The organism is Aminobacter sp. MDW-2 (assembly GCF_014250155.1).
Lineage (GTDB): Bacteria > Pseudomonadota > Alphaproteobacteria > Rhizobiales > Rhizobiaceae > Aminobacter > Aminobacter ciceronei.
The window spans coordinates 422,675-441,726 of the sequence record NZ_CP060197.1 but is presented as its reverse complement, the minus strand read 5'-3'; the positions used below and the strand labels follow the sequence as shown (position 1 = coordinate 441,726).

Below are 19,052 nucleotides of genomic sequence, written 5' to 3'. Positions count from 1 at the left end.
GGTCGCCTGTGTCAGCTCAATCCCCGACCATCGCCCGCAAGGGGGAGAAGGTCTCGTTCACACCATTTTCTGGAGCGACCAATCATGAGCGCGGTAGAACAACCGACGATGTCCCGTCGCGGATGGTTGCTTTCTGAGCGGCCAGCATCGCGCTGGCAAGCTAGTCTGGGTCGCGCCTATGCGACGTGGCGACGCTTTCTGGCCAACCGGTTGGGGGTGTTCGGGCTTTTTATCATTATAGTCTTGCTGTCTATTGCCGCCTTCGCCGATCAGCTCGCGACCTACTCGCCGGTGGCAGGTGACTTGAAGAACGCCCGGCTGTTGCCACCGTCCGCTCAGCATTGGCTCGGCACGGACGATCTCGGCCGCGATATCTATTCGCGTATCATCTACGGTTCGCGCCTGACGCTGGTAGTGGTGATGCTGGTTGCCGTCATCGCGGCACCTGTCGGTCTCTTGGTCGGCACGGTAGCCGGTTATGCCGGTGGCTGGACCGATTCGGTGCTGATGCGTGTCACCGATATCTTCCTGGCCTTTCCGAAGCTGATCCTGGCACTGTCCTTCGTCGCGGCACTCGGTCCCGGCATTGAGAACGCGGTTCTGGCCATCGCCATCACTGCTTGGCCTCCCTATGCGCGCATCGCGCGCGCCGAAACACTGACGGTGCGCAGCTCCGACTACATCAAGGTGGTGCAACAGATGGGCGCCTCGCCCTTCCGCATCGTGCTGCGCCACATCATGCCTATGTGCAACTCATCGTTGATCGTGCGCGTCACGCTCGACATGGCCGGCATCATCCTGACCGCAGCCGGCCTGGGCTTCGTCGGGCTTGGCGCGCAGCCGCCGCTGCCGGAATGGGGTGCCATGATCGCTTCGGGACGCCGCTTCATCCTCGACCAGTGGTGGGTGGCCGCTATGCCCGGCATGGCGATCCTCATTGTCAGCCTCGGCTTCAATCTTCTGGGCGAGGGCCTGCGCGATGCGCTCGATCCGCGGAGCAGCGACCAATGAACATGAGGGCCACGAACATGGGGACAGCTGGGGCAGCGGGCGGAAATCTGCTCGAAGTGAACGACCTGCGCGTCACTTATCCGACACGCACAAACGTTGTGCATGCGTTGCGCGGAGTCTCCTTCTTGCTCGGTCGCGAGCGGCTGGGCATCGTTGGCGAATCTGGCTCGGGCAAGTCGCAGACCGGCCGCGCTATCATGGGCCTGACCGCTCCGCGCGCAGAAGTGACGGCGCGGCGGCTTGAGTTCGATGGCATCGATCTCTTCGCCGCCTCGCCGCGCCAGCGCCGCAAACTGCGTGGCAAGCGCATCGCCATGATCCTGCAAGATCCGAAATATTCGCTCGACCCGGTCATGACCATCGGCCGGCAGATTCTGGAGACACTGCGCACGCACGAAAAGGTCTCCAAGGCCGAGGCGCGCGAGCGCGTGCTCGACATGCTGGCGGCGGTGCAGATCCGCGATCCCAAGCGCGTCTACGGCCTCCATCCGCACGAAGTATCGGGTGGCATGGGCCAGCGCGCCATGATCGCCATGATGCTGGTCGCCGGCCCGGAACTTTTGATTGCGGACGAGCCGACCTCGGCGCTCGACGTCACCGTGCAACTCGAAGTACTCGGCATCCTCGACCAGCTGGTGGCCGAACGCGGCATGGGGCTGATCTTCATCTCGCACGACCTGCGCTTGGTCTCGACATTCTGCGACCGGGTGATCGTCATGTATGCCGGCAAGGTCGTCGAGGAACTCAAGGCCTCCGAACTGTCGCAGGCCAAGCATCCCTACACGCAAGGCCTGCTCAACTGCATGCCCAAGATCGGCTCCGACCGGCACCCGCTGCCGGTGCTGGCGCGCAAGGCGGAGTGGGCGGCATGACGGCAGCGCTTTACGTCGAGGGGCTGGAGGTCGTCTTCAACCTTTTCCGTGCGCTGAAGGGCGTCAGCGTCACGGTCGAACCCGGTGAATCCTTCGGCCTGGTCGGCGAATCCGGATCCGGCAAATCGACGCTGCTGCGCGCCATCGCAGGGCTTGCGTCGGTGGCTTCGGGTAGCATTGTGGTGAACGGCAAGACGCTTGGCCGCCGCCGCGACCGCGACTTCTATCGCCAAGTTCAGATGGTGTTCCAGGATCCTTATGGCTCGTTGCATCCGCGCCAGACTGTCGATCGGCTGCTGCAGGAACCGCTTGCCATCCACAGCATCGGCGACAGCGAGAACCGTATCCGGCGCGCGCTGGACGAGGTGGGGCTCGGGAATGGCTTCCGCTTCCGTTACTCGCACCAGCTCTCCGGCGGCCAGCGTCAGCGCGTGGCGATTGCACGCGCGCTGATCCTCGAACCCTCGATCCTTCTGCTCGACGAGCCGACCTCGGCGCTCGACGCTTCGGTGCAAGCGGAGGTGCTGAACCTGCTCGAACAGGTCCGCCGCGATCGAAAGCTCACCTTCCTGATGGTCTCCCACGACCTCGCCGTCATCAACCATATGTGCGAGCGGCTGATGGTCATGCAGAACGGCGATGCGGTTGAGCAACTGGCAGCTAGCGATCTCGCCTCCGGTCGCGTCGGGCAGGACTACACCCGCCGACTTCTCAAGGCGAGCGAGGGATTTGCGCGCGGACGGCAAAGCCCTTCTGAACGGAATTTTCCGGAATTGAAAATAAAATCAATAACTAAACAACAAGGGGAACATGATGAAACAAGGCCTGGTCCTGGGAGGATTGAGCGCCCTTCTGCTTGAAGTGCCGTACGTTTATGCAGCGGGTACAGCGGCAAATAGCGATGAGGAACCAGCTCAATATGTTCGCGCTTGTGACGCGATGGGCGCTGGTTTTTACCAGCTTCCGCAAAGCGAAGTCTGCCTCAAGATCGGCGGGTCTGTCGGCTATGACGTCACTGGGGGTGCCGACGTCTATTCGGGCGAGCGGCTAAGGTCATTGAGCCAGACTGTGACTGCAACGTTGTATGCGGAGACCCGGTCCCAAACCGAATTGGGAATGCTGAGCTCTTATATCGAGTTCGAAGATAGCGTCGTTGACGGTATTGATGAAGGCATGACCCTTGGAGACCTAACTATTGACCTGAATGGGTTGAAAGTCGGCGCTTCAGGTTCGCAATTCGACAGTTGGCTGGATTCTGCGGGCAATGTTCTTAGTGACGATGTCATTGCCTATGCGGGCGGCATGACCAATCAGATCAACTACACTGCAAATGTCGGCGACGGATTGTCCGCGATGTTTGGTGTTGAAGAGGGGTCTAATGATGATGAGCACGACTATAGGATTGGCAGCTATGTGCCGCACCTCGTCGGTGGACTAAAACTCGACAGACCCTGGGGAGCAATCGCGACAGTCATTGGCTATGACTCGGTGATCGAAGAAGCCGCGGCAAAGGTACGGCTGGACTTGAAGCTGAGCGATACCTTGTCAGTCTTCATCATGGGTGGCTATCAATCGGATCCTGAAAAGCCAAACTACTTTGGGGCGTGGAACGGTACATACGCCGCATGGGGCGGCGCTTCTGTAAGCCTTTCGCCGACGGTTACCTTCAATAGCCAAGCCGCCTACGAAAGTTCAGGAAAATACGCTTTGGCGCTCAACCTGGACTACGAAGTTGTTCCGGGGTTCATGATCACTCCCGAACTGAATTACACATCATTCGGCAGCGACCCGTCGAAACCCGATGCCGCATTTGCCGGCACGGTCAGCATTGGGTGCGATTTCTGAAACGAGAGCGGTCATGGCGCGCACTGCTGTAGGTACGCCTGTCATCCGGTGACAACCTGCATGCACCGTCCCAATTCTGGTCGCGGTGCAACAAATCCCTCATCCAAATTCCAAATTCAACCGGCGGAACGACCGCCACAAAAGGGAGATTGATTATGACCTCCACACGACGCTCATTGCTCAAGATGGGATTGGCTGGGCTCTTCGTCCCCCAGGGGCCATTTGCTTTGGCTAGCGAAAAGCAAAGCCGGTCGTTCGAAACCTGGCGCCGCGATTTCGAGGCGGGAGTTCCGGCGCGCATGACGGCTGCCAAGGTAGCGGGCACGTCCGTTGCAATCAGTTCCAACGACAAGGCGGTACGCTATGCCGCGTCTTTCGGCTATGCCGACCTGAAACAACAGCGAAAGCTCACCGTCGACACGCCTATCCATCTGGCGTCTATCAGCAAGCTATTCACTGCTTCGGCCCTGATCCAGCTGTTTGAGCGCCAGGGGCACAACCTGCACGATGACATCAACGGTTTCATCGATTTTCCCATTAGAAACCCTCACCATCCGGAAGTTCCGATCACCGCGCATCACCTCTTGACGCACACGTCCAGCATCTCGGATGAGGGCTATGGCGACGTTTCTTCAGAGGGTGATCCGAAGCAAAGCTTGTCGAGCTTTCTCTTGGATTACCTTGTGAAAGGCGGTAGCACCTATTCGCCCAAGACGTCCTTTCTCAAATCGAAGCCCGGCACGAAGTGGGACTATAGCAATGTTGCCGTTGCGTTGGCCGGCTACGTGGTCGAGAAGGTCAGCAAGCAGAGCTTTTCGTCCTATGTTGAGGCCAACCTTTTCGAACCGCTCGGCATCCAAAATGCCCATTGGTACCTGAAGGAGTTCGCGCCAGACGTGCTTGCCAAGCCTTATAGGTTTGAGAATGGCGCGTTCACCGAACTGCCGCAGGAAGGATATCCGGACGTTCCCGCCGGCATGCTGCGCTGTTCAGTTGCCGATCTTGCAAAATCGCTGCATGCCATGCTGGGACGAGAAACCGGCAAGAAGGAAATCTTGTCCGCACGGTTGGTCGCTGAGACATTGCGCGGCCAGGTCGATCCGAAGATCGCATCTTACCAGGGACTTGGCTGGGTTTCGGAGGAAATCAACGGGCGTGAGTTCGTAGGGCATTCCGGCAGCGATTTTGGCGCTTCCAATATGGTGGTTCTGTCGCAAGACCAAAGCCACGCAGTGGCCGTGCTGATGAATATTGATGGGACGGCGGAAACGAACAAATTCAGGGCTTCGATAATTGAAGATCTCATCGCGGGGGCGAAGCTTGCGTGATGAGCCCTCGCGGGTTCGGAATTCGTTGAACCATACTCACATTTGTCCTCGAAGGAGGTGCCTCGTGTTAGACGGGACGTGGGGTGTGGCGTCGTAGGTCGCGTCATGACCGAACGTCCTCCCGCCCTTGCCAGTCACCTATACGAACGTCAGGTCGCACGGATATCGACCTGCTGGCGGATGAGACTATGCGGCACGGAATAGAAGAAGGACTTGAACTCGACATGGTAGTCGGTGGCGACACGGGCCAGGCGCCATTCGGCAAACTCGAAGAGATGGCGGCGGCTGACGCCAAGGCGGCGAATGACATGATCGTTGATGCGCTCCAGCGCTTGCGCTATCGCAGCGTTGGCCTCGGCCAGCGAGAAGAAGGTCTGCCGCTGCCGCCGGCCGAGAATGCAGGTCTGGGCGAATCGCACGCCGCTCTCGACCTTGGCCTTGTCCTTCGGGCGTCGTGGTCGGACTGGCAGGATACCGACGGCATAGTGCGAAGCCATCATGCCGTAGCTGCCGTTGATCTCTGGGTCGTAGAAGGATGCATGGTTGACGCCGGACTTCAGGTTGTCGGGCACGATCAGGCGCGGAACGCCACCGAAGAAGCCGAACATGCGCACATGCGCGCCGATCCAGTCCGAGAGTGTCTGCGTCCAGGTCGCTTCCGCATAGGTGTAGCCCGATGCTTCGAGAACGGCGACCAAGATCTCCGCCTCACGGATCTCGCCGGTCAGGAGATCGGCGATGGCGATCTTCTTGCCGGAATAATCCACGAGGACCTTGTCGCCGGCGACATGCTCCTGTCGCATCGTCGGTGAAAACCGCTTATCCGAAGCTGCGGAAACAGGTCGCAGAAGCGGCTGTAGCCATAGCCTCCGGGATGGACGGCACGATACTCCTCCCACAGGATCATCAGCGTGACGCCCGGCTTCTTCAGCTTATGCGCTCAGAGCGTGGCATATCGCCCTCATGGCAGCAAAGGCGGTACGCGAGAATTGTTAAGGGACCTTTTCGTCCGAAGTAGCCTTCGTTGAAGCTCGCTCCACCAGTTGTACGGGATGAACGACCCTCAGTTCATCGACCCCACTCTGATCCGAAACAAGATCCACTGCGCTCTCCACCATCGCATCCAATGGTTGGCGGATGGTTGTTAGGGAGTAAGTTGGCCACGCGGCCATAGGAATATCATCAAAGCCAATTACTGCGATGTCGTCAGGCACGTTCAGGCCCAGTTCCTTTCGGATCGCTTCGATTCCACCTAGGGCCATAACATCGTTTGCGAAAAAGATGGCGTCAGGCTTATGTGCCGCGAGCTTTAGGGCCGCATTGTATCCATCTTGAAAACTACAGTGGGGATTGTCCGCCTTTGCTGCGAAGGGCTTGCCGAGTTCCGCCAGACGGCTGATGAAGCCGAGTTCGCGTTCTGCATTGGTCGAGGTGTCACGTCTGCCTGCGGCAAATGCGAGCCGCCGCCGCCCTCTTTCAACAAAATGATCAACGGCGAGCTTTGCACCTGTGAAGTTGTCACAGCAGACGCTGGGAATCGAAGCATCGGGCAGTGTGCGATTGAACAGGATGACTTTCCGCCCGCTTCTAGTCCAATCATTGGCAATGCCGGAGGAGATACTTGCGGATACGATCACGACGGCATCAACGTTGTACTGAACCAGAAACGGAAGTTGGCTATCGACGTCCTGGCCCGGGGCGAGGCTAAAGAGAAGCGATTGATACCCGGCAAGCTGCAGTTCGCGGCTTAGCTTCTCAAGAACTTGCGCATAAAACGGGTTTTCCAAAGTACCAACGATGATCGCCACGATCTTGCTGCTGCGGGTCGAGAGGCTTCGGGCAATAACGTTAGGGCGATAGCCGAGCGCCGCGGAAGCTTCCATTATCCGCTTACGCATTGTGGGGGATATGCTTGCCTCTGGATTGAATGCGCGGGAAATCATCGAGGTCGACACGCCCATGAGTTGGGCGACGTCACGCGCCGTCAGGACTTGCTTTGGATCTTTCGAGCCGTTGGTCATGACTTTCTCGACAGCCCTGTAAGTTACACTTTCCGTTGCGTTGACGCCGCTTGCATTGGAATCGCAGTGCATCGCTGATTGTTATCTACACCTATCACAGCAATCCAGCAAAAGCGCGCGCCGCAAGACCGTCCCAACACAAGGGATTTATATAGGCGTTCATTTCCACTCGCCCCAGAACATTTTGGGAGCCGTTTTCATCGCGTCGCTCAGATGGCAAGCGGGTGCATAGCAAAATTATAAAACAAAATCAATTATATATAAGATTTTTGAGATTGTTATTGCAAGCGGTTGCAATTCGGGTTAATTAGGGTGCAACGGAGGAACTCATGAAGATTACAGCTATCCATGCATATGCCGTCGCCGCGCCAATGCGTGTCCCTTACATCACGGCCCTGGTCGACAGGCGGATCGCCACTTCGGTGATCACTGTCATAGAGACTGACGAAGGGGTAGCGGGTTACGGACAAAGCACCACCAGTGCGGCGCTCTATTCTCCCTTTGAAGAATACCAGGAATCCATCGTCGATGTCGTCGAGCGAAAACTCGCCCCCGCGTTACTGGGCTGCGACCCGTTCGATCTGGAATCGTTGCACGAAAGAATGAACCGCGTCGCGCGGGGGCATCTTTATTCTCACTGCACCGTCGATCTTGCCTGCCATGACATCATCGGCAAGGCAGCAGGTCGACCCGTGGTGGGCGTTATCGGCGGCGCAGTCAGGGACCGTATCCCGCTGTGTGCGCCGCATCTCGGCATTCTTCCATCCGAAGAGCTTGCCCAGCAGGCGCTTGGGTATGTGCAGCAGGGCTATCGGTTCATCAACCTGCGGGTTGGGGCGGATCCGGTGCAAGACGTAGCCAACGTCTCGGCGGTCCGTGCCGCTGTTGGCGATGACATCGGGATCGCCGTTGACTTCAGCCAGTCTCTGCACCTTGTTGGATTTCGCAGTGACACGGCGATCGCCCAGATCCGGGCGCTGGAAAAGGCGGGGGCGACCGCATTCGAACAGCCGCTGGCTGATTGGGACGTTGAGGGGTTGGCCAGAGTGGCTGCCGCTATCGATTCCCCGATCATCGCGGATGAGGCGGTGCGCACTCCCCAGGACGCGCTGCGGATCATTGATCGCCGTGCAGCCGACGCGGTCAAGATCAAGCTTATGAAGGTTGGCGGTATTTTCCCTGCGCGGAAAATAGCAACTATCCTTCAGGCTGCCGGCATTCCCATGACAGTCGGGAATGGCTTGGCGGGCTATATCGCAAATTCGGCGGAGGCGCATTTTGCTTTCTCGTTGCCGAACCTGAAGTTGCCTGGCGAGATGAACGGTTTCCTGCGCCTGGAAGACGACCTGATGTCTGGTGACCTAAAGTCCGAGAACGGGATGCTGCTTCTGCCGCAGAGCCCTGGTCTTGGGGTCAAGCTTGATCTCGCTCGTTTGCGGCATAGCGCGGGCCGGGCGGTTCAACAATCCGAAGACGCATTGATCTAGGCTATCCGGCTTTGGGAGGAGAAGGAGCCATGACAGCGTATTTGTACGCCGGAACTTGCGCGTGGGGCGGCGCGATAACGCGCAGCGTCAGCGTTGTGACAAGCTTGGTCGAGTATCGATGCGGCGGATCGGGGAGGCTCTGCACATGACCAGTCTTGTGCAAGCGATCATCGACGGCCTGATGGTGGGCGGCGTCTACGCGGTTATCTCCATCGGGCTGACCTTGGTGTTCGGCGTGCTTGGCATCGTCAACTTTGCTCAGGCCGAGTTTCTGATGCTGGGGATGTACATCGCCTATTTCGCATGGGCGGCGCTGGGCCTGGATCCACTGGCCGGGGCTTTCCTGGCTTTCGGCATTGTTTTCGCCTTGGGGTACGGACTGCAGCGGACGATTATCCAGCGGGTGCTGAAAGCCCCCGCGGTATCGCAAGTGTTTCTAACCGTCGGCTTGCTCATCGTCATGGAGAACGGGGCATTGCTCGCGTTCGGTTCGCAAATCCGATCCGTGACAACGGCCTACCAGACGAAATCGCTGCAGATCGGCCCTTTCTTCGTCAGTCTGCCGTATCTCGCAGCATTTCTGATGTCGATCGCCAGTGGTGTGTCACTCTGGTGGGTACTTAACCGCAGCTGGCTCGGCATGGCCATTCGCGCTACCGCTATCGACCCGATGGCCGGGCGCCTGATTGGCATCAACATCGATCGGGTGATGGCAATTGCATTTGGTCTTGGCGTGGGCCTCACGGCGTTCGGTGGCGCAGTGGTCCTGCCTTATCTTTCGGTGTTTCCAACAGCTGGCAGCCAATTCGTGGTGCTCATGTTCACCGTCGCGGTGCTGGGCGGACTCGGAAGCGTAGCCGGAGCTGTGGTCGGCGGGCTAGCTGTCGGCGTCATCACGTCGGTCTCGGCACTGATGTTTCCGATCCAACTGCAAAATCTGGTTCTGTTCCTTGTTTTCATTGCCATCCTTGCGCTTCGGCCGGATGGGTTGATGGGGCGTGCGTGATGACTATGCGACAGACTTTCCTTTTGATCTGCTTCGCGACACTTATCCCCCTCGCGTTGGAGCCCAACGGCTACTACATCCGGATCCTCACGCTCGCGCTTTTGTTTGCCGCCCTGGGCCAGGCCTGGAACATCGTGGGCGGACTCGCCGGGCAGATGTCACTTGGCCATGCCGCCTTCTTTGGACTTGGCGCCTACACCTCCACGCTGCTTCTCATTCATTTCGGGATATCGCCTTGGATCGGGATGCTCGCCGGAGGAGTGCTCGGCGGAATCGCCGCCTTCCTGCTCAGCCTGCCAACGATGAGACTAAAGGGGCATTATTTCGCGCTTGGGACTCTGGCCTTTGCCGAGGTCTTTCGGGTGATTGCAAACACCTGGTCTTCTCTGACCGGGGGGCCTGTTGGCCTATCCGTTCCCTTCAGTGAGCCGTCACTGGCAATGCTTCAATTTAATGAAACGCGGTCGTACTACTATCTTATGCTCGCCGCCTTCGTGGCGGTCAGCATGATCTTCGTGATAATTGTGCAAGGCAGGCTCGGCTACCGACTGCGTGCCGTAAAAGAAGGGCCGGATGCTGCCGAGGTAATCGGTGTAAACACCACCCGCGTTAAGATCCATGCTGCCGTGATATCCGGGTCGCTAACGGCGATGCTTGGCACCCTTTACGCCCAGCTGAACTTTTTCTTCGACCCAGACACCGTGTTTGGCGCGCTTCAGATATCAATCCGCATTGCGCTGATCGTAATCGTTGGCGGCATCGGCACGCTCTTTGGTCCTCTTTTGGGTGCGCTGCTGATCATTCCCCTCGAGGAGTTCGCCAATGTAATGCTTGCCGATCGAGCGGCCGGCCTGTCACAGCTGACTTACGGCGCGTTACTGATGGCGATTGTCTTGCTCCAGCCACAGGGCCTCGCCGAATTCGCGAAGAAACTGGCCGCGCGTATTTCCGGAAAGGTGATGTCATCCAAGACGGAGGCGCGGACATGAATACCCCGCTCTTGTCTGTCGAGGGCCTTTCGAAACGGTTTGGCGGCCTGCAGGCACTCTCGGATGTGACCTTCGCAGTCAACACGGGAGAGATCGTAGGCCTGATCGGTCCCAACGGCGCCGGAAAATCCACCTTGTTTTCTACGCTGGTCGGTCTGCATCGTCCTAGCGCAGGGAAAGTGGCCTTGAACGGCCGGGATGTAACGGGATTGCGGCCGCACGTGATCGCCGCAAACGGCCTCACCAAAACATTCCAGAACGTGTCGCTTTTCGCAGGATCTAGCGTACTCGACAATGTCCTGATTGGCGGCCTTGTGCACTCGAGGGTTGCGAGCGCCCGCGGCTTCGCCATGGACTGCCTTAAGCGAGTTGGGATTTCCGACATCGCGCAACGCAGCGCCGGGAGTCTTTCCTTCCCGGAGCGGGCAAGGGTCGAGGTGGCTCGCGCCCTTTGCACGAGGCCGAAGGTGCTGCTGCTTGATGAGGTCATGGCGGCACTGAATACCGCGGAGATGGACGAGGTCATCGGCCTGATCCGCGACCTGCGGAAGGATGGGCTGACTGTGGTCATCGTCGAACATCACATGCGCGCCATCATGTCGGTCTGCGATCGGATTTTCGTCCTTAACTTTGGCCAGCTCATCGCCGACGGACCGCCGGCGCATATCGCGCGCCATCCCGAGGTGGTTGAAGCGTATTTGGGACGCGAACATGATGTTTGATAAGCCTTCAGATCGGCTTGGTCCGCCATCGTCCGCCGCCAGACTTCTGGTACTTCGCGATGTCCATGCAGGATACGATAATCGCGACGTGCTGCACGGCGTAACGATGGAAGTTGGCGACGGCGAATTTGTCTGCGTCATCGGCGCGAACACGGCAGGCAAGAGCACGCTGCTGCGGGCAATTTCTCGCATCGTTCCGCGCGGCAAGGGGCAGATCGCCTTCGCCGGGCAGGATTTGTCGACCCTGAAGCCTCACGAAATCCCAACGCTTGGCATAGCTCATGTGCCCGAGGGAAGACATGTGTTCACCGACATGTCCGTTGAAGAAAATCTTCTTCTCGGCGGCTATTGCAGACGGCGTGAGGCATCCTTCATGGCGCCGATGGATCGCGTGTTTCAACTGTTTCCGCGACTTGCCGAGCGCCGTCGCCAACGCGCCGGTACCATGTCCGGCGGGGAACAGCAGATGGTGGCGATTGGGCGCGCGCTGATGCTGTCACCACGGCTTCTCATTCTCGACGAGCCCAGCCACGGACTGGCGCCGCTGATGGTGGAGGAACTGCACCGTGCCGTCGTCGAGATCAACCGTGCGGGGACTGCGATCCTGTTGGTCGAACAGAATACCGCACTGGCCCTAAGCGTCGCCAGGCGGGGGTATGTGCTGCAGTCCGGGCGCGTCGTCCTTGAAGGGACGAGCGCAGATCTGGCGACGAATGACGATCTGCGCGCTGCCTATCTTGGGATCTAGCGAGAAAGCACGAGCCAAACACGGCGAACGTGCAGAGTTGAAAGGGAGGAACCTATGGACATTTTTGTAAACAGAAGGCGCGTGCTTGGCATGGGCGGAGCTGCTCTCGCAACTGCGCTGATGCCGCGGCTGGCGAAGGCCCAACAAGGCCAGGACATCAACGTGGGTGTGGTGCTCCCGCTTTCCGGTCCCAGCGCTCAGTTTGGCATCAATTCGAAGAACGGACTTGAACTGGCGGTGGAAGAACTCAACGCGGCCGGAGGCATCAAAGCTTTGGGTGGTGCCCAAATCCGGTTGATTGTTGCAGATTCGACCTCTGCTCCGACTGCGGCGGCAACGGCCGCGCAACGCCTGATCGCGCAGAATGAAGTCGTCGCGGTAATAGGTGCCTATGTGTCCTCGCTTACATTGGCGGTCTCCGAAGTCATGGAGCGCCGTGGCATTCCATTGCTCACGATCTCCTATGCCGATCAGCTAACCGAACGCGGCTTCAAGACGGTGTTCCGTCTCAATCCTAAGGCGTCAACGCTTGGCCAAGCCCAGGTAACTGGCAGCATCGAAATTGCTGCTGCCTCTGGCGCGAAGCTCGAGCGCGCAGCTATCCTTTACGAGGATACGGCATATGGGACATCGCAATCGGCAGGTTTGCGGAAGGCAAGCCAGGCTGCCGGTCTCTCGCTCGTCATGGACGAAGCCTACCCGCAGGGAATTACAGACGTCACTCCGCTCATCAACAAGCTTCGGGCATCTGAGGCACAGGTCGTGTTCGCTGTGTCCTACCTGAACGATACTTTGCAGATCGTGCGAACAATGCGGCAGCAAAAGGTTCTCCTTCCGGTGGTAGGCGGAGCGGGCGGTTTCATCCTTCCAGAATTCGCCAGTGCGCTTGGCGAGCTTTCTGAAGGCGTGCTGTCGGTCAACTCCTCGAACTACGATTTGGACGAGGCGCACGCGAAACGCTACCGCGACCGTTTCAACTATCCGATGGTGCATGATGCGATCGAACATGCGGCGTTGATCGAGGTTCTCGGCCAGTCGCTCGAAACAGCAGCGGCGACAACGTCGGAAGCACTTCGTGGCGCAGTTGCCGCGAAACGCTTCGAAGGAGGGTGGCTTGATGGGATGCCAGGCGGCGCTGCCGACTTCGACGATACTGGTCACAATGTGCTCGCCGAGCCTATCATGATCCAATGGCGGTCCGGCGAAATGGCTACCGTCTGGCCAACCGAACGCCAGAAAATGAAGCCCGTGTGGGTTAGCTGATGTCAGGCTGCGTGTTGCCAGCCACTCAGCGCCGGCAACACGCAGCCGCCGAGGTGCGCATGAACAAGAACGAAGCGATCGGTCCGGGTGTCAGCATGACACTAGGGCAGGGAATAGCGAGCATTGTCATTGACAATCAGGCAGAGGACAACCTCCTCAATCCTGAAGTGCTTAAGGCGCTTCTGTCCGCCTGCGAAAGGTTGAGAGACGATGCCACGACCCATGTGGTTACTATACGGGGAGAAGGGGACCTCTATTTTTCCAAAGGTATCCTTACTCCCAGCATAAAACTCCGTCTCGGCAAAGAAGGCGTGTTGGACGTGGTGCGCCTTGCCAACAGGACGTTCGACGCTGTCGAGGCGCTGCCGCAGGTAGTGATCGCTGGCATTAACGGGTTCGTTCGGGCCGGTGCGGTGGAGCTGGTGCTCGCTTGCGATATCCGAATTGCGGCTGATCATAGCCGTATGTCGATGCCGGAGGCGAAATGGGGAGGGTTCCCAGGAGCTGGTGCCCCGGTTCGGCTGCCCCTCATCGTCGGAAGCGCTCGGGCGCTTGAACTGATCTGTTCTGCTCGAGAAATCGATGCTGCCGAGATGGAGAAGATCGGCTTTGTGCAGGCGATTGTTCCGCAGTCGACTGTCCCACGAGCACTCGACGAAATGGCTTGTGCCTTTGTCGCGAATGGACCGTTCGCACTGCGCGGTGCGAAAAAGATCATGCAGATGCGCCTGGAAACAGGGTTCAAAGCCGCACGCGCGCTGTCGGATGAACTGCGCACCGCTTTCGAATGGACCAGTGATGCAGACGAGGGAATTGCCGCTCACATGGAAAAAAGGGCCGCGCACTTCACCGGCACGTAAACAGCACCGCTGACGTTAACAACAACCGACATAGCCACCTTCATTTTGTTGTCAGTCATAACGCTGCAGCAACCAACAGCTGTGGCAAGGAGCGAAAAATGCCCCGTCATTTGAAGACCGCCAAGAGCGAAGCAGCGCGCGCCGAAGATGATGCACGTGTCCGTGCGACCGTCGAGGCGATACTTTCTGACATCGAAACACGCGGCGATGCGGCAGTGCGTGAACTGTCGGAGAGGTTCGACAAATATACCCCTGGCCATTTCCGGCTAAGCGATTGGGAGATTGAAGAGGCACTGTCGCAGGTCGCCAAGCGCGATCTCGAAGACATCAAGTTTGCCCAGGAACAGGTGCGCAAATTCGCGGAAGCCCAGAAGGCCTCGATGCGTGATATAGAGGTTGAAACGCTACCAGGCGTGATCCTCGGACATCGCAATATCCCAGTCAATTCGGTCGGCTGCTACGTTCCGGGCGGCAAGTACCCGATGGTCGCGTCGGCCCACATGAGCGTGGTTACCGCCAAAGTGGCCGGGGTGAAACGGGTGGTCGCCTCGGCACCACCGCAGGGCGGCGCGCCGCACCCGGCGATCGTGGCGGCCATGCATCTCGGCGGCGCCGACGAGATCTATTGTCTCGGCGGGATCCAGGCGATCGGCGCGATGGCGCTGGGAACCAAGTCGATCGCGCCCGTCGACATGCTGGTTGGGCCAGGCAACGCCTTCGTTGCCGAAGCCAAGCGTCAGCTGTTCGGACGGGTCGGAATCGACCTTTTTGCGGGCCCCACCGAAACGATGGTGATCGCCGACGAAACCGTCGACGCCGAAATCTGCGCCACCGACCTGCTCGGCCAGGCCGAACATGGGGTGAATTCACCTTCGGTGCTGTTGACCATATCGGAGAAGCTGGCGCGCGAGACGATGAGCGAAATTGAACGCCTGCTCAAGATCTTGCCGACCGGAGCCACGGCGGCGAAATCCTGGGAGGATTACGGCGAGGTGATTGTCTGCGACAGCTATGAGGAGATGCTCGAGCAGGCCGATTTCATAGCTTCCGAGCACGTCCAGGTGATGACGGACCGCGACGACTGGTTCCTTGAGAACATGACGAGCTACGGCGCGCTGTTTCTCGGCCCGCGCACCAACGTGGCCTATGGCGACAAAGTGATAGGCACCAACCACACATTGCCGACCAAGAAGGCTGGGCGATATACGGGCGGTCTGTGGGTCGGCAAGTTCCTCAAGACGCACAGCTACCAGAAAGTGCTCACCGACGAAGCGTCGGCCCTGATTGGCGAGTACTGCTCGCGGCTCTGCATGCTGGAAGGCTTCGTCGGCCATGCCGAGCAGGCCAACGTGCGCGTTCGCCGTTATGGTCACCGTAATGTGCCCTACGCGGAGGCGGCAGAATGACGAAGTTGCCGTGCACTCCATCGTTCAGGCTTGATGGTCGCAGGGCGCTGGTAAGCGGCGCCTCGCGTGGCATCGGGTTGGGGTGCGCGGTGGCCCTGGCCGAAGCGGGCGCGCACGTGGTGTGCGCTGCCCGCGGGCTGGAGGCAGTGGAGGAGGCGGTGCGAGCTCTCACTGCCGCAGGGCTTTCGGCAGGAGCTTTGCAGCTCGACGTCGACGATCCCGCAGCCGCTGCCGCGGTGATCGGCGAAGCGGGACCGTTCGACATTTTTGTCAGCAACGCCGGCGCTGCCCGGCATGCTCCCATGGTAGACACGACAGTGCCGGACTTCGACGCTGTCGTGGGCGTGAATCTTCGCGGAGCCTACTTCGCCACGCAGGCCGTGGCGCGCGGCATGGTTCGGGCGGGGAAGGGCGGCTCGATCATCTCGATTTCCTCCCAGATGGGCCACGTCGGCGGCATCGACCGCACGGTTTACGCCGCCACCAAGCACGCAATCGAGGGCATGACCAAATCCGCAGCGATTGAGCTCGGGCCGCACAACATCCGCGTCAACACCATCTGCCCGACCTTCATTCGCACGCCGCTGTCTGAGCCGACGTTCAGCGATCCCGAGAGGGCTGCCTGGATCACTTCGAAGATCAAGCTGGGGCGGGCGGGCGAAATCGAGGACATCATGGGTGCTGTCGTTTTCCTCGCGGGTGACGCCGCCTCGATGATCACGGGAACCTCCCTTCTGATCGATGGTGGATGGACTGCAGGCTAAGGCCCTCTGCAAAGGGGTGAAAAGCGCCCTTCCCACCGCCTCTATTTCAAATAGCGAACCGGCCCCGGGGCATGCGTCGCACTCCATTCGCGTCACCGACAGCGGAGCTTCCCGCATGAACGATACCCAACCGATCTGGACGCCTTCGGCGTCGTCTGCTGCCGCAGCTCCAATGGCTGCCTTCATGGAGAGTTGCAACTCCAAGTATGGCATGGAAATGCACTGCTACGCCGACCTGCATGCTTGGTCGACTGACAATCGAGAGGAATTCTGGAGTGAGGTTTGGGATTTCTGCAACGTCAAGGGTGAGCGCGGTGCTCGCGCCTTGGTCGATGTAGGTGAGATGCGAGAGGCGCAGTTCTTCCCAGATGCAAGGTTGAACTTCGCGGAAAACCTGCTGGCGAGCGCAAGCAGCGCCGACGCGATCGTTTTTCGTGGCGAGGATAAGGCTGCCGATCGCTGGTCGTGGGATCGGCTGCGCGCTGCGGTTTCGCAGCTTCAGCAAGCATATACAGCGATGGGCATCGGGGAAGGCGATTGCATAGCCGCGATGATGCCTAACATGCCAGAAACGGTCGCGTGCATGCTGGCCGCCGCATCGATAGGCGCCATATGGTCATCCTGCTCACCAGATTTCGGGGAACAGGGAGTCCTAGATCGCTTCAGCCAGATTGGCCCGAAGCTTTTTGTGGCGTGTGACGCCTACTGGTATGGCGGCAAGAAACAGGACTTGTCGGAAAAAGTACCCGCAATCGCGGCGCGGCTAGGCGCTCCATCCGTGATTGTGCACTACGCAGGCGATGCAAAGGACGTGGCACGTAAGATAGCGGACTCACGGACGCTCGAAGATTTCATCGCGCCATATCGCGCCGAGGCGCCGACATTCACGCGCTTACCATTCTCCCACCCGCTCTACGTCCTGTTCTCCTCTGGCACGACCGGAGTACCAAAATGCATAGTGCATTCCGCTGGCGGCACGCTGTTGCAGCACCTGAAAGAGCACAGACTGCATTGCGGGCTACAACTTGGTGAAAAGCTCTTTTACTTCACCACCTGCGGCTGGATGATGTGGAATTGGCTTGTGAGTGGCCTTGCGTCAGGTGCAACGCTTTGTCTCTACGACGGGTCTCCCTTCGCGCCGGATGCAAAAGTCCTTTTCGAGTATGCAGAGGCCGAGCACTTCGCCATTTTTGGCACCTCCGCGAAGTACATCGACGCGCTGCGCGTGAGCGGGCTCAAGCCTGCGACCCACGATCTTGCGAGCCTACGCCTGATCGCCTCGACAGGGTCGCCACTATCTCCGGACAGCTTCAGCTTCGTTCATGAATGTATCAAGGAGGACGTGCATCTCGCGTCGATCGCTGGCGGCACCGACATCATTTCCTGCTTTGTACTCGGTAATCCACTTCAGCCGGTGTGGCGCGGCGAAATCCAGGGGGCGGGCTTGGGCCTTGCAGTGGACGTATGGGACGACGCTGGTCGTCCCATACGTCACGGGAAAGGGGAGCTTGTCTGCGCCAAAGCTTTTCCGTCCATGCCAATCATGTTTTGGAATGACCCCAACGGAGCGAAGTACCGAGCGGCGTACTTCGAACGGTTCGATAAGGTCTGGTGTCATGGTGACTTCGCTGAATGGACGGAGCATGGAGGCATGGTCATCCATGGCCGTTCAGACGCCACGCTTAACCCCGGCGGGGTTCGCATAGGCACGGCCGAGATCTACAATCAGATTGAAAACATGGAAGAGGTCGTTGAGGCACTGTGTATCGGGCAGGAATGGCAGGGCGACGAACGTATTATTCTCTTTGTCCGCCTGGCGTCCGGTATAGCGCTTGACGACGAGTTAATCCTACAGATGAAGGCGCGCATCCGTCACCAAGCATCGCCGCGTCACGTACCTGCCAAGATTATCGCGGTGAATGATATTCCCCGCACTAGATCAGGCAAAGTGGTTGAGCTTGCAGTCCGCGAGGTCGTTCATGGCCGAACGGTCAGGAATAGGGAGGCTCTGTCGAATCCGGAGGCGTTGGCACTGTTCACGGGTTTGGAGGCGCTCTCCACGTAGACGAGACCGGTTGCGCGAGGTCGAATGACTGTTGTCGGCTACGGAATCCATTTGTCGTAGTCACCGAGCTGACCGATGGGCTTCGTCGCAAATCGGTGGCGTGGACGCGAAAAGCTCCGCATCGCGCAATCAGATTGCCTCGTCATCGGTTTGCCATCAATGATGCGAACGGGTCGCCCGTGGCAAAGGCCAGAAGCCGCATAAGCAGTGTGTTCTCGTCCTCGACACCTTGAGGTACTTCGCCTCGGACACCTACATGCCACCGAATTTGGCCTTTCACTGGTAGATCAAGGAATCGCATCACATGATGCCTGTCACACAGATCGGCGGCCCGACATTACGACGTCGTGCTCTTCCAATCCCAATGATCTGCTCATCATGTGCTCATTGGAACGAACTTCAAATCGGATTAGGCTGCAGGGGCAACGTCGAGTTGAGCGCGGGTCGAAGTCATTACCTCAGTGGAGCGCCGCCGTCTTCGATCGGGCCGACGCTCTGTAAGGATGATTGCGTGTGCTCTAGCAAGGTCTGATCGGCCCGTGGGGGCGCAGAGGCAACCCCTACGATCTCGACTTTAGGGAACTGGGCTCTCTGCGCCCACCAACTGGATGTTGCCTATGACGATTCAGCAATTCAGGCGTTGTATATCTGTAGAAGATGACGAG

17 protein-coding genes are annotated in these 19,052 nt (G+C 58.9%); 15 read left to right on the top strand and 2 right to left on the bottom strand.

Annotation, left to right across the window (positions count from 1 at the left end):
• Positions 1-84 precede the first annotated feature (84 nt).
• From H5P29_RS02190 to H5P29_RS02170, 5 genes are all read left to right on the top strand, one after another.
• Positions 85-1,011, top strand: a complete 927-nt coding sequence (locus H5P29_RS02190; protein WP_154385820.1) for an ABC transporter permease — start codon at positions 85-87, stop codon at positions 1,009-1,011.
• Positions 1,012-1,013: 2 nt separating this feature from the next.
• Entirely contained in the window at positions 1,014-1,883 is an 870-nt protein-coding gene (locus tag H5P29_RS02185) for an ABC transporter ATP-binding protein (protein WP_246340905.1), read from the top strand.
• Positions 1,880-2,743, top strand: coding sequence for an ABC transporter ATP-binding protein (locus tag H5P29_RS02180; RefSeq protein WP_154385821.1), 864 nt, complete (start codon positions 1,880-1,882; stop codon positions 2,741-2,743). Before H5P29_RS02185 ends, H5P29_RS02180 begins: the two co-directional genes overlap by 4 nt.
• Positions 2,694-3,728, top strand: a complete 1,035-nt coding sequence (locus tag H5P29_RS02175) for a porin (protein ID WP_154385822.1) — start codon at positions 2,694-2,696, stop codon at positions 3,726-3,728. Before H5P29_RS02180 ends, H5P29_RS02175 begins: the two co-directional genes overlap by 50 nt.
• Positions 3,729-3,883: 155 nt before the next feature.
• Positions 3,884-5,056 carry a serine hydrolase gene (locus tag H5P29_RS02170; protein ID WP_154385823.1) on the top strand — a complete coding sequence of 391 codons (1,173 nt, stop codon included), beginning with the start codon at positions 3,884-3,886 and terminating at the stop codon, positions 5,054-5,056.
• A 149-nt stretch (positions 5,057-5,205) separates the two neighbouring features.
• Here H5P29_RS02170 and istA read toward each other — a convergent pair whose 3' ends face one another.
• Complete coding sequence (gene istA, locus H5P29_RS02165; RefSeq protein WP_246340901.1) at positions 5,206-5,859, bottom strand: IS21 family transposase; 654 nt, start codon at positions 5,857-5,859, stop codon at positions 5,206-5,208.
• 189 nt (positions 5,860-6,048) lie between these two features.
• Entirely contained in the window at positions 6,049-7,077 is a 1,029-nt protein-coding gene (locus H5P29_RS02160) for a LacI family DNA-binding transcriptional regulator (protein ID WP_182575126.1), read from the bottom strand.
• Between the two features lie 329 nt (positions 7,078-7,406).
• Between H5P29_RS02160 and H5P29_RS02155 the strand changes: the two genes are divergently transcribed.
• The 10 genes from H5P29_RS02155 to H5P29_RS02110 all read left to right on the top strand — a co-directional run bounded on the left by H5P29_RS02155 (position 7,407) and on the right by H5P29_RS02110 (position 18,387).
• Positions 7,407-8,564, top strand: a complete 1,158-nt coding sequence (locus H5P29_RS02155) for a mandelate racemase/muconate lactonizing enzyme family protein (RefSeq protein ID WP_154385825.1) — start codon at positions 7,407-7,409, stop codon at positions 8,562-8,564.
• A gap of 145 nt (positions 8,565-8,709) precedes the next feature.
• Positions 8,710-9,570, top strand: coding sequence for a branched-chain amino acid ABC transporter permease (locus H5P29_RS02150; protein ID WP_154385826.1), 861 nt, complete (start codon positions 8,710-8,712; stop codon positions 9,568-9,570).
• A complete protein-coding gene (locus tag H5P29_RS02145) occupies positions 9,570-10,559 on the top strand; it encodes a branched-chain amino acid ABC transporter permease (protein WP_154385827.1) in 990 nt (329 codons plus the stop codon). Before H5P29_RS02150 ends, H5P29_RS02145 begins: the two co-directional genes overlap by 1 nt.
• Positions 10,556-11,281 carry an ABC transporter ATP-binding protein gene (locus tag H5P29_RS02140; protein ID WP_154385828.1) on the top strand — a complete coding sequence of 242 codons (726 nt, stop codon included), beginning with the start codon at positions 10,556-10,558 and terminating at the stop codon, positions 11,279-11,281. The genes H5P29_RS02145 and H5P29_RS02140 overlap by 4 nt, the downstream gene beginning before the upstream one ends.
• Positions 11,271-12,029, top strand: a complete 759-nt coding sequence (locus H5P29_RS02135) for an ABC transporter ATP-binding protein (RefSeq protein WP_246340902.1) — start codon at positions 11,271-11,273, stop codon at positions 12,027-12,029. The genes H5P29_RS02140 and H5P29_RS02135 overlap by 11 nt, the downstream gene beginning before the upstream one ends.
• 54 nt (positions 12,030-12,083) lie before the next feature.
• On the top strand, positions 12,084-13,292 hold the full coding sequence (locus tag H5P29_RS02130) for an ABC transporter substrate-binding protein (RefSeq protein WP_154385829.1): 1,209 nt from the start codon (positions 12,084-12,086) through the stop codon (positions 13,290-13,292).
• A 59-nt stretch (positions 13,293-13,351) separates the two neighbouring features.
• Complete coding sequence (locus H5P29_RS02125) at positions 13,352-14,152, top strand: enoyl-CoA hydratase/isomerase family protein (RefSeq protein ID WP_182575127.1); 801 nt, start codon at positions 13,352-13,354, stop codon at positions 14,150-14,152.
• A gap of 98 nt (positions 14,153-14,250) precedes the next feature.
• Positions 14,251-15,558: a histidinol dehydrogenase gene (hisD, locus tag H5P29_RS02120; RefSeq protein ID WP_154385831.1), complete on the top strand. Its 1,308-nt coding sequence runs from the start codon at positions 14,251-14,253 to the stop codon at positions 15,556-15,558.
• Positions 15,555-16,322, top strand: coding sequence for an SDR family NAD(P)-dependent oxidoreductase (locus H5P29_RS02115; protein ID WP_154385832.1), 768 nt, complete (start codon positions 15,555-15,557; stop codon positions 16,320-16,322). The genes hisD and H5P29_RS02115 overlap by 4 nt, the downstream gene beginning before the upstream one ends.
• A gap of 115 nt (positions 16,323-16,437) precedes the next feature.
• Positions 16,438-18,387, top strand: coding sequence for an acetoacetate--CoA ligase (locus H5P29_RS02110; RefSeq protein WP_154385833.1), 1,950 nt, complete (start codon positions 16,438-16,440; stop codon positions 18,385-18,387).
• The last annotated feature ends 665 nt before the right edge of the window (positions 18,388-19,052 follow it).

What these genes read in the sequence shown, in the direction of transcription:
- H5P29_RS02190 (WP_154385820.1), top strand. Translation starts at nt 85, where the DNA reads ATGAGCGCGGTAGAACAACCGACGATGTCCCGTCGCGGATGGTTGCTT.
- H5P29_RS02185 (WP_246340905.1), top strand. Translation starts at nt 1,014, where the DNA reads ATGAGGGCCACGAACATGGGGACAGCTGGGGCAGCGGGCGGAAATCTG.
- H5P29_RS02180 (WP_154385821.1), top strand. Translation starts at nt 1,880, where the DNA reads ATGACGGCAGCGCTTTACGTCGAGGGGCTGGAGGTCGTCTTCAACCTT.
- H5P29_RS02175 (WP_154385822.1), top strand. Translation starts at nt 2,694, where the DNA reads ATGATGAAACAAGGCCTGGTCCTGGGAGGATTGAGCGCCCTTCTGCTT.
- H5P29_RS02170 (WP_154385823.1), top strand. Translation starts at nt 3,884, where the DNA reads ATGACCTCCACACGACGCTCATTGCTCAAGATGGGATTGGCTGGGCTC.
- istA (WP_246340901.1), bottom strand. Translation starts at nt 5,859, where the DNA reads ATGCGACAGGAGCATGTCGCCGGCGACAAGGTCCTCGTGGATTATTCC.
- H5P29_RS02160 (WP_182575126.1), bottom strand. Translation starts at nt 7,077, where the DNA reads ATGACCAACGGCTCGAAAGATCCAAAGCAAGTCCTGACGGCGCGTGAC.
- H5P29_RS02155 (WP_154385825.1), top strand. Translation starts at nt 7,407, where the DNA reads ATGAAGATTACAGCTATCCATGCATATGCCGTCGCCGCGCCAATGCGT.
- H5P29_RS02150 (WP_154385826.1), top strand. Translation starts at nt 8,710, where the DNA reads ATGACCAGTCTTGTGCAAGCGATCATCGACGGCCTGATGGTGGGCGGC.
- H5P29_RS02145 (WP_154385827.1), top strand. Translation starts at nt 9,570, where the DNA reads ATGACTATGCGACAGACTTTCCTTTTGATCTGCTTCGCGACACTTATC.
- H5P29_RS02140 (WP_154385828.1), top strand. Translation starts at nt 10,556, where the DNA reads ATGAATACCCCGCTCTTGTCTGTCGAGGGCCTTTCGAAACGGTTTGGC.
- H5P29_RS02135 (WP_246340902.1), top strand. Translation starts at nt 11,271, where the DNA reads ATGATGTTTGATAAGCCTTCAGATCGGCTTGGTCCGCCATCGTCCGCC.
- H5P29_RS02130 (WP_154385829.1), top strand. Translation starts at nt 12,084, where the DNA reads ATGGACATTTTTGTAAACAGAAGGCGCGTGCTTGGCATGGGCGGAGCT.
- H5P29_RS02125 (WP_182575127.1), top strand. Translation starts at nt 13,352, where the DNA reads ATGAACAAGAACGAAGCGATCGGTCCGGGTGTCAGCATGACACTAGGG.
- hisD (WP_154385831.1), top strand. Translation starts at nt 14,251, where the DNA reads ATGCCCCGTCATTTGAAGACCGCCAAGAGCGAAGCAGCGCGCGCCGAA.
- H5P29_RS02115 (WP_154385832.1), top strand. Translation starts at nt 15,555, where the DNA reads ATGACGAAGTTGCCGTGCACTCCATCGTTCAGGCTTGATGGTCGCAGG.
- H5P29_RS02110 (WP_154385833.1), top strand. Translation starts at nt 16,438, where the DNA reads ATGAACGATACCCAACCGATCTGGACGCCTTCGGCGTCGTCTGCTGCC.